General features: G+C 62.4%; 11 protein-coding genes. 5 read left to right on the top strand and 6 right to left on the bottom strand.

Features of this window, described 5'->3' with window-relative positions; translation table 11 throughout:
• Nucleotide 1 precedes the first annotated feature (1 nt).
• Nucleotides 2-2,527, top strand: a complete 2,526-nt coding sequence (ligD, locus tag IM701_RS09355; protein WP_193828406.1) for a DNA ligase D — start codon at nucleotides 2-4, stop codon at nucleotides 2,525-2,527.
• Between the two features lie 27 nt (nucleotides 2,528-2,554).
• Here the strand turns inward: ligD and fumC are convergent, their stop codons facing one another.
• The 3 genes from fumC to IM701_RS09340 are packed head-to-tail and all read right to left on the bottom strand — an operon-like array spanning nucleotide 2,555 to nucleotide 4,546.
• Nucleotides 2,555-3,937, bottom strand: coding sequence for a class II fumarate hydratase (fumC, locus tag IM701_RS09350; protein ID WP_039333894.1), 1,383 nt, complete (start codon nucleotides 3,935-3,937; stop codon nucleotides 2,555-2,557).
• A 6-nt stretch (nucleotides 3,938-3,943) separates the two neighbouring features.
• The gene (locus tag IM701_RS09345) at nucleotides 3,944-4,354 is read right to left on the bottom strand and encodes a low affinity iron permease family protein (protein ID WP_039333896.1); all 411 of its coding nucleotides are present in this window, start codon (nucleotides 4,352-4,354) and stop codon (nucleotides 3,944-3,946) included.
• 3 nt (nucleotides 4,355-4,357) lie between these two features.
• A complete protein-coding gene (locus IM701_RS09340; protein ID WP_193826764.1) occupies nucleotides 4,358-4,546 on the bottom strand; it encodes a DUF3008 family protein in 189 nt (62 codons plus the stop codon).
• A gap of 140 nt (nucleotides 4,547-4,686) precedes the next feature.
• Between IM701_RS09340 and IM701_RS09335 the strand changes: the two genes are divergently transcribed.
• The gene (locus IM701_RS09335; RefSeq protein WP_230487641.1) at nucleotides 4,687-6,231 is read left to right on the top strand and encodes a sulfotransferase; all 1,545 of its coding nucleotides are present in this window, start codon (nucleotides 4,687-4,689) and stop codon (nucleotides 6,229-6,231) included.
• 125 nt (nucleotides 6,232-6,356) lie between these two features.
• On the opposite strand, the gene IM701_RS09330 is transcribed toward IM701_RS09335, so the two are convergent.
• Entirely contained in the window at nucleotides 6,357-8,813 is a 2,457-nt protein-coding gene (locus IM701_RS09330) for a TonB-dependent receptor (protein ID WP_193826762.1), read from the bottom strand.
• A gap of 314 nt (nucleotides 8,814-9,127) precedes the next feature.
• On the opposite strand from IM701_RS09330, the gene IM701_RS09325 reads away from it, so the two are divergent.
• The 3 genes from IM701_RS09325 (at nucleotide 9,128) to IM701_RS09315 (ending at nucleotide 15,617) form a co-directional block, all read left to right on the top strand.
• Nucleotides 9,128-12,487 (top strand): ATP-binding protein, encoded by a 3,360-nt coding sequence (locus IM701_RS09325; protein ID WP_193826761.1) that lies wholly within the window; start codon nucleotides 9,128-9,130, stop codon nucleotides 12,485-12,487.
• Nucleotides 12,477-13,406, top strand: a complete 930-nt coding sequence (locus IM701_RS09320) for a DNA-binding response regulator (protein ID WP_193826760.1) — start codon at nucleotides 12,477-12,479, stop codon at nucleotides 13,404-13,406. Before IM701_RS09325 ends, IM701_RS09320 begins: the two co-directional genes overlap by 11 nt.
• Before the next feature lie 81 nt (nucleotides 13,407-13,487).
• Nucleotides 13,488-15,617, top strand: coding sequence for a penicillin acylase family protein (locus IM701_RS09315; protein WP_193826759.1), 2,130 nt, complete (start codon nucleotides 13,488-13,490; stop codon nucleotides 15,615-15,617).
• Here the strand turns inward: IM701_RS09315 and IM701_RS09310 are convergent.
• Together IM701_RS09310 and IM701_RS09305 are read right to left on the bottom strand one after the other, a co-directional pair.
• Nucleotides 15,605-16,165 carry an NTP transferase domain-containing protein gene (locus tag IM701_RS09310; protein ID WP_062346229.1) on the bottom strand — a complete coding sequence of 187 codons (561 nt, stop codon included), beginning with the start codon at nucleotides 16,163-16,165 and terminating at the stop codon, nucleotides 15,605-15,607. The genes IM701_RS09315 and IM701_RS09310 overlap by 13 nt on opposite strands.
• Nucleotides 16,162-17,100, bottom strand: coding sequence for an XdhC family protein (locus IM701_RS09305; protein ID WP_230487640.1), 939 nt, complete (start codon nucleotides 17,098-17,100; stop codon nucleotides 16,162-16,164). The genes IM701_RS09310 and IM701_RS09305 overlap by 4 nt, the downstream gene beginning before the upstream one ends.
• Nucleotide 17,101: the final 1 nt, after the last annotated feature.

The following is a 17,101-nucleotide window of genomic DNA, read 5'->3' as shown; positions in this document are numbered from 1 at the left end:
GATGGCCGCCCGCGATCCCCTCGCAGCCTACAACGCCAAGCGCGATTTTACCCGCACGGGAGAACCTCCGGGCAAAAAGGCATCAAGCAAGACTGGCAACCTCTTCATCGTTCAGAAGCACGACGCCACGCGGCTTCACTGGGACTTCCGCATCGAAGTTGACGGGGTACTGAAGAGCTGGGCGGTAACGCGCGGCCCCAGTCCAGATCCGGAGGACAAGCGCCTTGCCGTGCAGACCGAGGATCACCCGCTGAGCTACGCCGAGTTCGAAGGGACCATACCCGAAAGCGAGTATGGCGGCGGAACCGTGATGTTGTGGGATCGCGGGACCTGGGCACCGATCGAGGGCAAAAGCGCGAAGGACCTTGAAGACGGACATCTGCATTTCCGTCTTGATGGCGAGCGGATGAAAGGCGAATGGCTTCTCATCCGCCTGAAGAAGCGGGGCAACGAGAAGCGCGAAAACTGGCTGCTGCGCAAGATCGATGACGCGTTTGCTGCAGAGGGAGATATCCTCGTGGAACGCGCGCTCACCAGCGTGCTTACCGGGCGGACCATGGCCGAAATCGCCGCCGACAAACGTTCGAGTCATTCGCTGAAGGGGAAGCGGGGAGCGGACTTCGCGGCCGAGATGCAAGCAGCAAGCAAGCACAATGCGCGGATGTCCAAGGCCAAGTCACCGCGCAAGAAGCGCAGCAACGCACCACTGTCAGCGTTTCAACCAGTCCAGCTTGCAACATTGGTCGACAGTGTGCCTGAAGGACGCCAGTGGCTCCATGAAATCAAGTTCGACGGCTATCGGGCCCTCATCGCTGCAAAAGGCAAGAATGTAAGGGTGTTCACCCGCAGTGGCCTCGATTGGTCCGAGAAGTTCTCCCCACTGATCTGCCACTTCGCAAGCCTCGATCTGCCTTCATGCCTGCTCGATGGCGAGATCACGGCCTCGGACGCCGAAGGCAACCCGGATTTCTCGCGCCTGCAAGCCGTGCTGAAGCGTGGCCATGGCGAACAGGGCGAAGAAGATGCTCTTTCCTTCCATGCATTCGATCTCCTTGAACTTGACGGCGAGGACCTGAAACCGCTGTCCAATGTGGAGCGCAAGCAACGGCTTGCCGGCCTCTTGGCCGACGCTCCTCCGCCAATTCACATCGCCGATCACATCATTGGCGGGGGCGAGAAGCTGCTGGAGGCAATGTGCCGCGCCGGGCAAGAGGGCATCATCGCCAAGCGGGCTGACGCACCCTATCTGCCAAAGCGGACGCAAAACTGGCTGAAGGTCAAGTGCATCCTCCGCCAGGAATTCATCATCGTCGGCATGACGAAATCGAATGCCCGCCGTCGGCCCTTCGCGTCGCTCCTGCTGGCGCAGCGAGAAGCTGACGTATTGGTCTACAAGGGAAAGGTCGGCACGGGGTTCAATGAAGAACTGCTTGACGAACTGGCCGTCCGTTTTGAACCGCTGAGGCGAGAAGACCGCGCGCTCGAAGTGCCCAAGGCCGAAGCTCGCGGGGCGTCGTGGCTCGAACCGGTGCTCGTTGCCGAAATTGCCTTTGCCGAGTTCACCGGCGAAGGCAGGGTCCGCCATGCCAGCTTCGTCGGTTTGCGCGAAGACAAGAAGGCCGAGGACGTGACGCCAGAGAAACCTGTCCGGATCGAGAGCCCGACGGAGATCATCGCGATAAGCAACCGCTCGCGGGTGATCTTTCCCGAGAGCGGGCAGACCAAGGGCAATCTTGCAGACTACTACGCTCAGCTTGCTCCAGCGATGCTCCCGTTTCTCGCCAATCGTCCGGTCAGCCTCGTGCGTTGCCCGCAGGGGAGGGCAAAGCAGTGCTTCTTCCAGAAGCATGATAGCGGCTCGTTCGGCGAACATGTCCATCATGTCCCGATCCGCGAGAAGGATGGCGATAGCGAAGACTATCTTTATGTCGACGATGCTGCGGGCATTCTCACCTGCGTCCAGATGGGCACCATTGAATTCCACGGGTGGTGCGCACGAACCGATGATGTCGAAGCGCCGGACCGCATGGTCATCGATCTGGACCCTGACGAGGGACTTGATTTTGCGGACGTCAAACGTGCGGCGAATGATATCCGGTCACGCCTGTCTGATCTCGGTCTGGTAAGCTTTGCGATGCTTTCGGGCGGGAAGGGCGTTCACGTCGTCGTTCCCCTGCGTCGCGATCATTCCTGGGAGGCACACGCCAGCTTTGCCGAGCGTTTTGCCAAGGCGCTCGGTATGGCCGACCCTGAGCACTACGTTGCCAACATGAGCAAGGCCAAGCGCAAGGGCCGAATTTTTGTCGACTGGTTGCGCAACCAGCGCGGCAGCACGGCAGTGATGCCCTATTCCGCCCGGGCACGCGCCAATGCTCCGGTTGCAGCGCCGATCGATTGGAACGAACTCGACGATTTCGACAAGGCCAGCACTTTCACTATTTCGGACGCAGCCGCCCTGCTGAAGCGAAGCGAGGGCAAGCTGCTGCGAGGATGGGGAGTCGCAGAGCAATCACTTCCTGACGTGTGAGGCTTTCCCGCGCGCGGTAATAATCCGTTACACCATGTTCTCTGGACGTATCAGGCGATCGAACGTCGGTTCGTCGATCAGGTTTAGGGCCAGCGCAGCTTCTCTCAGGCTCAGATTCTCCTGGTGCGCGTGCTTGGCGATCTTCGCGGCATTGTCGTAGCCGATTTCGGGGGCAAGCGCGGTCACCAGCATGAGCGAGCGTTCGACCAGTTCCGCAATGCGCTGTCGGTTCGGTTCGATCCCTTCGACACAGCGTTTGGCAAAGCTTTCCATTCCGACCGCCAGAAGGTGCATCGAGCGCAGCACCGCAGCCCCGATCATGGGCTTGAAGACGTTGAGCTCCAGGTGCCCCTGCATTCCCCCAACGGTCACGGCTTGATGGTTCCCGATCACTTGCGCGCAAACCATTGTCAGCATCTCTGCCTGTGTCGGATTGACCTTGCCGGGCATGATGGAACTGCCCGGCTCGTTGGCCGGAAGCTCCAGTTCACCGAGGCCCGAGCGTGGACCGGAGGCAAGCAGACGGATGTCATTGGCAATCTTGGTCAGCGCCACCGCCAGCGTCGACAGGGTTCCTGAAAGCTGGACCAGCGCATCGTTCGAAGCCAGCGCCTCGAACTTGTTGGGCGCCGTGCTGAAGGGTTTTCCCGTAAGGTCGGCTATTTCCGCAGCGATCTCTTCGGCAAAGCCAGCAGGTGCGTTCAGCCCGGTGCCAACCGCCGTTCCGCCTTGTGCCAGTCGAAGCAGGTGCAGCTCGATGTGTCGCAGATGATCGTGCGCATTGCGGAGCTGCTGTGCGTAGCCCGAAAACTCCTGTCCGAGAGTCAGTGGCGTGGCATCCTGCAGGTGGGTGCGTCCGATCTTGACCAGACCCTTCCACGCTATCGCACATCCAGCGAGCGCACCGGAAAGCTTGTTCAGGGCGGGGACCAATTCGGCGTTCAGCGCTTGCACCGCCGCCACATGCAGCGCGGTGGGAAAGGTATCGTTCGAGGATTGCCCCATGTTCACGTGATCGTTGGGGTGCACCGGACTCTTGCCGCCGCGCTCACCGCAAAGCATCTCGTTGGCACGACCCGCGATGACCTCGTTCGCATTCATGTTGGTCTGTGTTCCGCTGCCGGTTTGCCAGATCACCAGGGGGAAATGGTCATCAAGTTTTCCGGATGCGACTTCGGCCGCAGCCTGCTCGATGGCGCCGGCAAGATTGCTGGCAAGCCCATGCCGACGGTTCACCCGGGCCGCGGCTTGCTTGATGATACCCAGCGCATGCACCACCCCCAAGGGCATCCGCTCCATTGAACCGAACGGGAAATTGTCGATGCTGCGTTGCGTTTGTGCGCCCCAGTAGGCCTCGGCCGGCACGCGCACTTCGCCCAGGCTGTCGCTCTCGATACGCTGCATTCGCATCTCCGGTCAGGTTCGGTCGAGCAGTCGCTCCACTGTCTCGTCTGCTGTACCCTGCTTGTCGGTCGATGCACCAACTTCGCGTTCAAGCGCAGATCGCAGTCGGCAGATCTCGTCATCGGTGAGATGTTCGATGCCGACAAAGCCTTCGCGGGCCTTGTCTACCGCACGGATCAGCTCGTCCAGCTTCGCCTGCATGGCGGCAGCATCGCGGTTCTGGCTGTTCTGGATCAGAAAAACCATGAGGAAGGTGATGATCGTGGTGCCGGTGTTGACCACGAGCTGCCACGTATCGCTCCACTGGAACAATGGGCCGCTCAAGCCCCAGCCGATGATGATGGCGAGCGCGATGACGAAGGTTGCGGGGCGTCCGGCCCATCCGGAAACCCGGTTGGCGACGGCGGTGAAAGCCTGATCCACCGATCAATCCTTGCGCACGTGCTCTGGCTTGCCTTTGCGACTTGTCGCGGCCAGCTCCTCCAACTCCTTCTCGGTCATCGATTTTTCCATCGATCGAGATGCACCTTTGAGGTCGTCCTTGTCGGTCTCGCCACGTTTGGCCGACAGTGCAGCGCCGGCGGCTTTCTGTTGGGCAGCTGATTTGGCTGGCATCGTCGTTCTCCGAATTGTTCCCGACGTGAACGTTCGGGCAGGTTTGCCGTTCCGAAATCCCGGCCCGCAACTGCGCCGATTTGCGTAGCGCCTGCCGTCGTGCGTGGAGCTAGGCTTCAACTATGGCGGCGGGTTCATCATTGCGACAACTGCTTGGCTCGGGGCGAATTTCCGAGGCTCTGGTCAAGGCGGGAGAGGCGCTTGCGGCCAATCCGCACGACGTCGAGGCCGGGTTCGTTGCCGCAGTTGCTCTGGCGGAGAGCGGGCGCGTTGCCGATGCGCTGAAGGCGATTGGGGCAGTGCTCAGAGCCGAACCCAGCAACGCCGAGTATCTTGCTCAACAGGCGAGATTTTTTCTTCTGGCCCGGCGGGAGGCCGATGCACTTGCCGCGGCGCGGCGGGCAGTAGATGCAGGGAGTTCGGAGCCGCTGGTGCTGGACACGATCGGCTGCGTGTTTGCCCGCCTTGGCGCGCATGACGAGGCGCTGCCCTTGTTCGAAAAGGCCGTGGCGTCTGCCCCGGAAGTGATTGAATTCCAGTTCAATCTTGGCAGCACGCTGGGGTTCTTCGGCCGAGTTGACGAAGCTGCCCGCGCTTATGAGGCCATACTTGCGCGCCAGCCCGGTCATGGCCGGGCGCATCTTGCCCTTGCAGGACTGCGCCGAGCCTCCGCCGGGGCTGGAATCGCCCGGATTGCGGCTGCCTTGTCGCAAAATCCCGATCCCGAAGAGGAAGTCAGGCTGCGCTATGCCGCTTTCCAACTCTACGAGGCAGAAGGGCAACTCGACGAGGCAAACGCACAACTCTCCCTGGCCAACGTGAGGCACAGGGCCAACCTCGGCTACCAGTTCGAGACCGATCAGGCGCTGTTCGAGATCATCCGCCGCACCTTCGTTCGCGACCTGCCACTGACCTCCGACAGCCGCCTCGACGACGCACCGATCTTCGTCGTCGGACTGCCTCGCACCGGCACGACCCTGGTTGACAGGATCCTGTCCTCGCATGGCGACGTGACTTCTGCGGGGGAGCTTCAGGCCATGCCGCTGGCGGTGAAGCAATTGTCCGGGACATCATCGCGGCTGGTCCTCGACCCGGCGACAGTGGAGGCGAGCCGGGGCGTTTCGGCGCAGAAGATGGGGGAGCTCTATCTCGCTCGTGCGCGTCAGAATGCCGGGGCCTCCGGGCCCCGGTTTACCGACAAGTTTCCTCTGAATTTCATGTACATAGGATACATCCTCCAGGCGCTGCCGCATGCGAGCATCTTCTGTCTGCGGCGCGGGGCGATGGACAGTGTGTGGAGCAACTACAAGCACCTGTTCGCCTTGGGTTCGCCCTACTATCGCTGGTCCTACGATCTGATGGACACGGCGCGCTATGTGCTTCTGTTCCAGCGCTTGATGGCGTTCTGGCGCCAGCGCTTTCCGGGCCGAATTCATGAGGTTACCTATGAATGGCTGGTTGCGGATCAGGAGACTGAGACCCGCAAGCTGCTGACTCACTGCGGGCTTGAATGGGATCCGGCCTGCCTCGACTTCCACCGGAACGAAGCAGCCGTGTCCACGCCAAGCGCGCAACAGGTGCGCCAGCCGATCAATACGGGATCGGTTGGCCGGTGGCGGGACCATGAAAGGCACCTTGGCGAGGTCATGGAATTCTTCGCCGCGAATGGCATACCGCTCGATTGACCAGACAGAGTTGATGACGAAAAAAGGGCCGCCTGTCTTGCGACGGGCGGCCCAGTCTTCGCAGGAACTCTTGGCGTCCATGGCAGGACAAGCGGCCGGTCTGCTGAAACAGACCGGCCCGATATTCAGAACCTCAGGAAGTACTCGATGCCGACCTTGCGGGGGGCGATGACCGAGTTGCTGTAATAGCGCGAGACGATGCCATCGTTGATGATGCGGCGCGAACGGTCTTCGCCGACCGACGATATTGCGTAAGTGTTGAACAGATTGTCTGCGTAGATGCGGACCTCGTACTTGTCGCGGCGGTAGCCGATCGACGCTCGGGCCAGGAGGTAATCGGGAATGGTTTCGCCCCCGGCGCGGCCACCGATGCGCGAAAGGACTTCGCCCTGGTAGGTGGCGGTAAAGTTGGTCGAAAGAACCGCGTCAGAACCGAGGTTCATGTCGTAAGTCATGCCGAGGCTTGCGGTATGCCGTGCCGTGCCCGGCAGGCGATCGCCATCGAAGACGGTGACGCGAATGTTCTTGGGCCGCCGATTGAGGTTCTGGTTGCGGATTGTCAGCAGGCCGACCACGTCCTCGGTCAACCGTGAGTCATTGTAGGAGTAGCTGCCGGTGATGGTCACCCCGTCGTCCGGCTTTGCGTTGAAAGTGGCTTCGATGCCCTTCGATACCGCAGAGCCCCCGTTGGCAGTGATTCCGGCGATGCCGTATTGCGTTTGCGAGGCGAGCTGGATGCCTTCCCACTTGATGTGGTAGCCGGAAATCGTGGTCTGAAGCTTGCCGCCAAACAGCGTGGCGCGGATGCCGATTTCCTTGTTCTGGGTCTTGTCCGGACCGTAGAACTGTTCGTTCGGCAAGGCGCAGGCGTTCTGGACGTCTTCAAGGTCTTCAGGGCAAGGCGGGACGCTGTTTGGACCGCCGATGCGATACCCTTCGCTGTAGGTCCCGTAGACCATCAGGTCTGGCGTGATCTTGAATGACGTGTTGAACTTCCACACCACGCCGTCCTGGCCGGAGTCACCGCCGCCCGTATCAAAGCGCAGCACCGGTACCGGTTCGAGCAGAGGCAGTGAAATGCCACCGTCCGTCTTTGCATCATAATCAAAATAGCGGCCACCGGCGGTAACCTGCCACTGCGGCGTGATCTCGAAGGTACCTTCGCCGAATATGGCCTTTTCGATGATCTTGCTGTTGTTGAAGCTCGCGTACTCGATCGGCTCGGGATAGGCGGGCGAATAGGTTACCGGGCCAAAGTAGAATTCGGGCAGGCCGGGGGTCACTTCTCGGTATGTGCCCCTGGTCTTGCGCTCGTTGTAGAAGCCGCCGACCACCCAGCTGAACGGTCCGCCGTGCGTCGAGACGAAGCGCACTTCCTGGTTGAACTGCTTGATGTCTGTTGCCGAGCGGGTGAAGCCCGAGAACTGCGGAAACAGTTCATAGCCATAATCGAGGTCGAGCAGAAGGTCGGTAACGTCTGCTGAACTGCGGATTTTCTGATGCGAATAGGCGGTTGCCGAGACCATCTGGGCAATGTCGCCCAACTCGATCTGGACTTCGCCGCTGACCAGGTGGACCTTGCGCCTTGACGGTTCCAGATAGCGCGAAACCGCTTCGTATCGACCGGTCCCGAAGACGCCGGCGCCATTGACCTGACGACCGTTGGTCGACGTGTCCTGGAAAGCATAGTTGATGTAGATGCCAATGGTTTCCGAGGGAAACAGTGCGAGCGTGTTGCGGGTGGTGAAGGTATGCTCGAAGTTGGCATCCTTGTAGGTATAGAGGTTGGCCGCAATCTGCTCCGGGGTTCCGAGCGGATCGGTGCGCGACGTGGTCGGGCCGCCAGGCTGGGGTAGTGAGACGCCCGGTTCGCGCAACAGCGCGACATAATCGATGAAGCCCGGATCGTTGTAGTACCCGACCGTCGAGCGCAATGCGATCTTGTCGGTAATGATCGGAATGTTGATCGTGGCGTCGGCCTGGAAGCCGGGATCGTCAGCCTGCGCCACGTCATAGACACGGCCGTGGAAGCTGGCCGACCAGCGTGTCGGGTCCGGCCGGTTGGGGATGTAGCGGATGGCACCGGCAAGGGTTCCGACGCCGTACAGGGTGCCTTGCGGGCCAAGCAGCGTTTCAACGCGCGCAATGTCGAGGAGCTTGAAATCCTGGTAGAGCGGCACCTCGCCAAGATAGATGGCGACGGCGTTGTCGGAGTTGTTCCCGGTCACACCGACGTCCGCGGCAGAAAGGCCGCGCATCACGATCGAGCCGGTAGAACGCGGACCGGTGTCGAGGATCGTGAGGCCGGGAGTGAAGGCTGCGAGGCCACGGACATCGTCGATGCGCTTTTCCGTCAGTTCGGCACCACCGACTGCAGTGATGTTGATCGGAACATCCTGGAGAGAAACGGCCCGGCGCGTGGCAGTGACGACGATGGTGCCGCCCTCGCTTGCAGCGTCAGCTTCGGCTGAAACTTCCGCGCCGTCGGCGGCCGGGGCTTCCTGTGCGACAGCAGGAAGAGCCGCGATGCTGGCCAGCGCGCTGGCTGAAAGGAGCGCTGCGCGCTTCAGGGAAAACGTCATGAAACCCTCACTTTGTTGTTTTGTCTCTTGTGGCTTCAGTCACCCTCGCCATCGGTGCAGCGCTGGCTCTGGCTTGAGCTCTGTTCGCGGCGCCGATGCATTTCTCCCCGGTATTCGATCCGGAATGGGGCGAAGCTAACCGCTGCATGCCGCGCGACTATGGGTCATTTGACGTACTGCAGCGGCCTTCGGGGCGGGTTCGCACCTTTGGGTGTACGTAGATCGGCCCATCCTCTGACGGCGCGGTCTTGGCCACTATCGCCTGCATGGAACGAGCCAGGCTGGATTCTGCGGGACGGGCGGCTGCATCGGGCATGTCTCGCTCCACCACGATCGTTCCCGAGCGTCGCTCCTACAATCAGTGGGCGGCGGTCCAGACGCTCGATGACTTCGCACATCGCCATACCGGTGAGGAAGCGCGACAAGGCCCGGCTTCGCGCGTCGTGGCAGCAGCGCTGGGGACGAGTTCCTCGCTGGTCTACGAGGCAATCGGAGCGGCCATCACCGTGCTGTACGGCCTCAAGGTCGGCATTGCGGCGATTGTTACGGGTTGCCTGATCCTGCTCCTGATCGGTCTTCCGATAACCCTGAATGCTGCGCGGCGAGGGATCGATGTCGATCTGATCTCGCGCGGGAATGGCTTTGGCTACCTCGGTTCGACCATCAGCACGCTGATCTACGCCACCTTCACCTTCCTGTTGCTCGCGCTCGAAGCGAGCATCCTTGCTGACGCGCTGCGGCAGGCGACGGGCTTTCCGCTCGAGCTCGGTTACTTTGTCGCGACTTTCGTCGTAGTGCCGCTGGCGCTCCAGGGCATGCGTTTCATCGCACGTTTTCAGGCGTGGACGCAGCCCATTTGGATTGCGCTGCAACTGGTGCCGGTTGCCTACATTGCCTGGAACATTGGCGACGTCGGAGACGTGTGGAGCGGGTTCAACGGGGTATACGCGCCACGCTCTGCCCTCGTTTCGTTCGGTTTTGCGCTTTCGGTCATGCTCTCGCTGCTGCCGCGGATCGGTGAACAGGCCGGGCACCTGCGCTTCCTGCCTCCGCCAGAGCAGATCGGAGTGCAGCGATGGTGGAGCGCGGTGCTGCTCGGCGGTTCGGGCTGGGTCGTGATTGGCGGCCTGAAAATGGCCATCGGCGGGGTGCTGGCAGCCTGGACGATTGGCCGGGGAATTGCGCCCGATGCCGCGGCATCAGTCAGTCGCATCCACGTGCAGGCTTTCGCCGCCATCGGAGGTGGCCGCGAGGCGGGGGTGCTGCTGGTGCTGCTGTTCGCGGTGGTCTGTCAGACGCGTGCGAACCTGACCAACGCCTTTGCCGGGTCGGTTGCGTGGTCGAACCTGTTTGCGCGGCTGACGCAGGGGTACTCTTCCCGCCATGTCTGGCTGCTGTTCAATGTCGGGCTGGCAGCCATGCTGCTGTTCTTTGGCATCACCCGTTCGTTCGACGTGGTGATGATCCTCTATGCAAGCCTTGCAGCAAGCTGGATCGGACCACTCGCGGCGGACCTTGTGGTGTCACGGGCCTTGCGGCTCAACCCGGCCGACCCCGAGTTTCAGCGGGCTTACCTCTATGATGTGAACCCTGTCGGCATCGGGGCGATGCTGTTGTCGCTGATCGCTTCGGCGGTATGCCAGCTCGGGTTTGCGGGGGAAGTGGCGCAGGCCTTTTCGCCGGTCATCGGGCTCGTCGTGGCATGCCTTGCCGCGCCGCTGCTCGCCGGGCTTACGCACGGGCGCTATTATCTTGCCCGCAGGAGAGAGGCCGGGGCTCCGGCGCGGGTCGCCTGCGTGATCTGCGAGAATAGGTTCGAGCGAGCCGATACTGCACATTGTCCGTTCTATTCCGGCGCGATCTGTTCGCTGTGCTGCACGCTGGAGACGCGGTGCCACGATGCCTGCAAGCAGGGTGCCCGCGCCACCGAGCAGTTCACCAACATCGCCGAGCGCCTGCTGCCGCGCGTCCTGGCGCGCCATGTCCACACCACCACCGGGCATTTCGTTGGCGTGGCCGGAGCGTTCACGCTGGCCAACATGCTGGTGCTGGGCCTGATCGGACGCGAGTATGCGCGCTACTATCCGGCACTTTCGACCCACGTCTGGTCGATCCTGTTTGCGGTGTTCCTGGTGTTCTTCTTCATGTCGGGCGTGGGCTCCTGGTTCATCGTGCTGGCGCATGAAAGCCGGCGGGCCGCGCTGGACGAGACACGGCGGCATCTGGGGGAACTGGAGCAGGAGATCGTCGCGCATGAAGCGACCGACGCCGCGCTGCAAAAGGCGCGCGAGGTGGCCGAGAATGCCAATGCTGCCAAGAGCCGTTACCTCGTTTCGGTGAGCCACGAAATCCGCTCGCCGCTCAATTCGATCTATGGCTATGCCCAACTGCTGGAGCGCGGGAGCGACCTGAATCCGGGCGAGGTGGGCAAGGTCATCTGCCGGTCGAGCGAGCACCTTTCCAATCTGGTCGACGGGCTGCTGGACATTGCACAGGTCGAGGCTGGCGTGCTGCGCTTGTCGCGCGATACGATCCGCCTTCCGGCGTTCGTCGAGCAAATCGCCAACATGTTCCGGCCGCAGGCGCAGGCCAAGGGGCTGACGTTCCGCCTGGAGACGCCCAGGCAACTGCCCGAGTTCGTGCGGGGCGACCAGAAGCGGTTGCGGCAGGTGCTGATCAACCTGATCTCGAACGCGATCAAGTTCACGCCGGCCGGCTCGGTGACCTTCCGCATCGGCTGGCGCGGCGAGATCGCGACGTTCGAGGTGATCGACACCGGCATCGGCATCGCGCCCGAGGACATGGACCGTATCTTCGGCGCGTTCGAGCGAGGGAACAGCAATTCCGTGGCGGGGCAGCCGGGGATAGGTCTTGGCCTCGCGATCACCTCGACGCTGGTGCACGTGATGGGCGGAGACCTGACCGTCGACAGCACGCTGGGGGAGGGCACGCGGTTTGCGTTGCGGCTGATGCTTTCCCGGCCGGTTACGCAACCGGTGCAGAGCCATCGCGCGGATGTCATCACCGGGTATGAAGGCGAGCGGCGCCGGGTGCTGGTGGTTGACGACGATGCAGCGCAGGCTTCGGTCATCGAGAACCTGCTGCGGCCACTGGGCTTTGTTGTTACCGGTGCGCGCGACGGGGACACCGCGATCGCGCTGGCTGCGGCGACGCGGCCCGACATCGTGTTCATGGACATCTCGATGCCCGGCAAGACCGGGTGGGAGACGGCCGGCCTGCTACGAGCGGCGCACGGCGGTTCCTTGCGGATTGTCATGGTTTCGGCCGACGCGCACCAGTTCAGGCGGGGCGGAGACGGGCACGATCCGCACGACATGTTCCTGACCAAGCCGATTGAACTCGACAGCCTGCTCGATGCGCTTTCCTGGCAGTTGGACCTGACCTGGACCGTGCAGGATGGCAGTCCGCGAAAATCGCCCGCGGCCGCGACGGTGGAACTGCACTTGCCGGCTGCAGCACTGCCTTTTGTACCCGAGATCGAAAGCCTCGCGCGGATCGGCAATGTCCGCGCGATCCAGACCCGCCTCTCAGAGCTTGAGGATGCCGTCCCCGATGCAGCCCGCTTCGTCGCACACCTTCGTTCCAGTCTCGAATGCTTCGATTTCAAGGGCCTGCGCGAAGCCCTCCGACGAGGCGTCGTCAATGTTCAGTGATACCATTGCCGGGCAGGCCGGGCGCGACACAGTGCTTGTCGTCGACGACAATCCGGAATCCCTGCATTTCCTGATCGACACGATCGAACGGGCCGGGATGACCGTGCTGATCGCCACGAATGGTGAGAATGCCCTCGAGCTGCTGGAGCACGTTGCTCCGGATCTGATCCTGATCGATGCGATCATGCCGGGACTGGACGGGTTCGACACGACGCGAGCGATCAAGAAGCAGCCGCGGCTGGCGGACATCCCGGTGATCTTCATGACCGGTCTTACCGAGACCGAACATGCAGTCCGGGCGCTGGACGCGGGCGGAGTGGACTATGTCCGCAAACCCATTGCGATCGAGGAACTGCTGGCGCGGATGCGGGTGCATCTTGCGGGCGCGCGGGTCTCGCAGGCGGGAAGGTCCGCTCTCGACGCAACCGGCAGGCATCTTTTCGCGGTGGACCGTGCGGGGCAGCTGCTTTGGGCAACGCCGCAAGTGGAGCACCTGATGGCGTCGATGGGCGGCGGGGATCGGTTGCCACCGGACTTTGCCGGGCCGGTTGCCCGCTTGATGGCCCTGCGTGACAATCCGGACGCGACCTTGCGTTTCGAGGCCGGGGCGCAGGTCGTCGAACTGGTCCTCGTCGGACCCGTACGTCGCGACGAGGGCGAGGGGCGGGAGGTGCTGGTGCGGTTGAATCTCATCCGCGAAGGCGCCGACCTGGAGCGCCTGCGAGACCGTTATGGGCTGACCCAGCGGGAGGCCGAGGTTCTGCTGTGGATCAGCTATGGCAAGCCCAACCGGGTGATCAGCGAGATCCTGGGGATCAGCCCGCGCACGGTGAACAAGCATCTGGAGCAGGTTTTCGAGAAGCTGGGCGTCGAGACACGAGCGGCGGCGGCGGCTTTCGCGGTGCGGACAATTGCCTGAGGCCGTGCCCGGTTACCGAATTGGCGAAGGGTCCCGCTCTCTTCCTTCGCCATGCTGCGGGAAAGGCGCTAGGACAGGTCGATGACCTTCGGAGCCCTTTCCCGCAGCGCCTTGCTGGCCCTTCTTATGGCTGCCCGACCTGCGCACGCAAGCAGCCATGACGTCAAGATAACCCGCGATGACTGGGGCATTGCCCATGTCGATGGCAGGACCGATGCCGATGCCGTATTCGGCGCAATCTATGCGCAGGCGGAGGATGATTTCCCGCGCATCGAGGCGAACCTGCTGACTGCGCTGGGGCGACGGGCGGAGACCGAGGGCGAGGACTTTCTGTGGCAGGACCTGCGACAGCGGTTGTGGATCGATCCGGACGCTCTCAAGCGCGACTATGCGGCTTCGCCGGCTTGGCTGCGCAAGCTCATGGATGCCTGGGCGGCCGGCCTGAACCATTACATCGCGACCCACCCGCAAGACACGCCGAAAGTCCTGACCCGCTTCGAGCCATGGATGGCGCTCTCATTTACCGAAGGATCGATCGGTGGGGACATCGAGAAGGCAGCGCTCAAGCCTCTCGCCGCGTTCTACGGTGGCGAAGCAAGCCCCCTGGCGCTGGCAAGGGAAATGCTGCGGGACGACGAGCCGCGCGGTTCGAATGGGATCGCGATAGCGCCCAAGCGCACGGCGAATGGCAATGCTTTGCTGCTTATAAACCCGCATACCTCGCTCTTCTTCCGATCCGAGCTGGAGATGAAGAGCGGGGAAGGGCTGCATGCCTATGGCGCCTCAACCTGGGGGCAGTTCTTCATCTATCAGGGCTTCAACGAGAAGCTTGGCTGGATGCACACCACCAGCGGTGCCGACAACGTCGACGAATTCGTCGAGACAATCGCGCGAAGGCGGGGCAAGTGGCTTTACAAGCGCGGATCTGCATTCAAGCCGTTCGCGGTGAAGCCGATCGTTCTGCGCTTCCGCAAACCGGATGGAAGCCTGGCCGAGCGAACCTTCCGGACTTACGCCAGCGACCATGGACCAATAGTGCGACAGAGCGGTGAGGGAAAGAGCCGCAAGTGGATTGCCCTTTCCTTGATGCACCGGCCAATAGCTGCGCTCAGCCAGTCATGGTTGCGCACAAAGGCCCGCGATAAGGCGGAATTTCTCAGGATCGCCGAGTATCGCGCCAATTCGTCGAACAACACCCTGTACGCCGATCGTGCCGGCAATATCGCGCTGCTCATGCCGCAATTCGCGCCCCGTCGGGATGCGAGGTTCGACTATCGCGAACCGGTGGATGGGAGCGATCCTGGAGCCGATTGGAAGGGGCTATATGGGCCGGCAGAGCGGCCTGACGTGGTCAATCCGCAGTCAGGCTGGGTCTACAATTCCAACGATGCGCCGTGGCGCGCGGCAGGGGAAGGCACGCTGAATGCGGCGCGCTGGCCAGCGACGTTCGACCAGGTCGGGGCCAATCCACGCGGCGACCATGCGCTTGAGCTGCTGGGCAAGGCGCAGGGGCTCGATCTGGAAAGCCTGCGGGCGCTCGCCTACGATCCGCACATGCCGCTGTTCGAAGACCTGATTACGGGGCTGGCGCAGGTGGCTGCAACAGATCCGCTGAGCGGGCCGGTTGCGCTACTCAAGGGCTGGGACCGGCGATGGTCGGCAGGTTCACAGGCCATGAGCCTTGCACACTATTGGGGCGACGAACTGGAGGCTGACGTGCGCAAGTCGCTGCCGCGCACCGGCAACGTCTTCGCCGCGATGCGGGCGACGACGGAGCAGCAGCGCAGGGCGGCGCTTGCACGCGCGGTTGCGCGCTTGCAGGCCGACTTTGGCGGGTGGCAAGTGCCTTGGAGCGAGGTCAACCGCTATCAGCGCACCACTTCGGACATCATCCAGCCGTTCGCTGACGACAAGCCCAGTTTGCCCGTGGCATTCTCTTCAGCCCGCTGGGGTTCGTTGGCATCGTTTGGGACGAAGCAATATCCGGGAACCAGGCGGTGGTACGGCACGAGCGGGAACAGCTTTGTGGCCGTGGTCGAGTTCGGCCCGAAAGTGAAAGCCATGGCGGTATCGTCGGGCGGGGCCAGTGGCCGCGAAGGGTCACTCCATTTCAACGATCAGGCGGAGCTATATGCGGCAGGAAAGATGAAGGCGGTCTACTTCTACCCCGAAGACATCAAGGGGCATGTCGAGAAGACCTATCGCCCCTGAATGATCGCTTCAGCGCGCGCCAGGTCTTCGGGCGTGTCGATATCAAGGGCAAGATGCTGATCCAGCGGGATTGCTGGTGCATTGCGCAGCAGGGCAGCGGCTCCGCGATCACCTTGGAGCGAGCGCAGAGCCGGAAAATGCCGCGCGCCGAAGATGGCAGGAACCATCGTGCGATCGGCCACGCTGGTGCCAATGTGATCGCCATCGAACGCCTGAATGAGATTCTCAAAATGGCTGGTCGGCACGAGCGGCATGTCTGCGAGGGCAATCAAGGCAGCGCAGGCATCGGGAATTTCGCCAATGCCAGTGGCAATCGAGCGGGACAGTGGAGCGCCGATTGGTTCGAGCGCGATCCTCTCGAAGCCTTCGACCTCGGGCGTAGCTTCGGAGCAGATGATCAGCTTTCGCTTGAACGGCAAGGCTGCCAGACGGTCACCGAGGTGCCGGGCCAGTGGCCGGCCTGCAAGCGTCGCGGCAAGCTTGCTGCCGCCGAAGCGACTTCCGCGCCCGGCAGCGAGGAGAACGACGACGATGTCGGCAACTGTCATTGCTCTGCGTCGGCCAGGGATTCGCCTGTCCAGTAGGTCCAATGCGCGAGAGTGTTGTATTCGGCAACGAGTTCGGCGAGCAGGGAAACGGCAAGCGTTGCCGGATCGCGGGTGGAAGGAATAAGCCCGATATGGCCGCGCAGACGCGCGATCTGTTCCAAGGGGACGCCGCTTGCCTGCAAGGCATCAAGCCTTGCGCGATGTGTGCGCCGACTGCCGATGGCGCCGTGGTAGAATGCCGGGAGCGCAAGCGCCTGCGGCAGCAGATGCTCTTCCCAATCGCGCCCGTGAAACAGGAACACGATAGCGGACCAGTGATCGGACGCGGTCAATGGTAAGGTTGAGCGCACCTGGATGCGGGTGGTCGCGATCTCGAGAGCGGCAAGGTCCATGCAAGTGCCGACGTCGGGGGATAGTGCATGAACTTGTGCGCCGAAGGCTTTGGCCAATCTGGCAAAAGCCGTAAGATCTTCGCCTTGGCCCAATGCATGAATGCGCAATGCCGGCTGGTAGCAGTGGGTCAGACATTCGCCATTCCATGGCGCATCCTGCGTGTCTGTCACCACTGTGACCCGATCGCATTCCAACCGAAGCGCGGCTGGCTGGCGTTCTCCCAGCAAATCGAGAGCCTTGCGGATCGACGCAGTATCCGGGCGAGGCGTGAACAGGAGATCTATTCCCCCACCGCACGGCAGGCGAATGTCGATATAGGGTGAACCGATACCGTAACGGACCACATGCCCCCAGCCGTCGGCCAGCGTTTCCAGTGCCTCCGCCGCCACGGCGTCTTCGATACAACCGCCTGAGAACGAACCAACCCGTCGACCGTCTGCCGCGACGGCCATTTGCGTGCCAATGCCGCGCGAGGATCCGCCGATCACCGCAACCAGAGTGACGAGCACGGTCTCCACGCCTTCATCCGCACGAGCGGACAAG

Origin of the sequence: Novosphingobium sp. ES2-1, from assembly GCF_015169775.1 — a bacterium.
Classification (GTDB): domain Bacteria; phylum Pseudomonadota; class Alphaproteobacteria; order Sphingomonadales; family Sphingomonadaceae; genus Novosphingobium; species Novosphingobium subterraneum.
This window is presented reverse-complemented; position numbering and strand designations above follow the sequence as displayed.

Bases quoted from the DNA above. Each gene is read 5' to 3' on its own strand.
- IM701_RS09330 (WP_193826762.1), bottom strand. From the start codon at position 8,813: ATGACGTTTTCCCTGAAGCGCGCAGCGCTCCTTTCAGCCAGCGCGCTG.
- IM701_RS09320 (WP_193826760.1), top strand. From the start codon at position 12,477: ATGTTCAGTGATACCATTGCCGGGCAGGCCGGGCGCGACACAGTGCTT.
- IM701_RS09310 (WP_062346229.1), bottom strand. From the start codon at position 16,165: ATGACAGTTGCCGACATCGTCGTCGTTCTCCTCGCTGCCGGGCGCGGA.
- ligD (WP_193828406.1), top strand. From the start codon at position 2: ATGGCCGCCCGCGATCCCCTCGCAGCCTACAACGCCAAGCGCGATTTT.
- IM701_RS09325 (WP_193826761.1), top strand. From the start codon at position 9,128: ATGTCTCGCTCCACCACGATCGTTCCCGAGCGTCGCTCCTACAATCAG.
- fumC (WP_039333894.1), bottom strand. From the start codon at position 3,937: ATGCGAATGCAGCGTATCGAGAGCGACAGCCTGGGCGAAGTGCGCGTG.
- IM701_RS09315 (WP_193826759.1), top strand. From the start codon at position 13,488: ATGACCTTCGGAGCCCTTTCCCGCAGCGCCTTGCTGGCCCTTCTTATG.
- IM701_RS09340 (WP_193826764.1), bottom strand. From the start codon at position 4,546: ATGCCAGCCAAATCAGCTGCCCAACAGAAAGCCGCCGGCGCTGCACTG.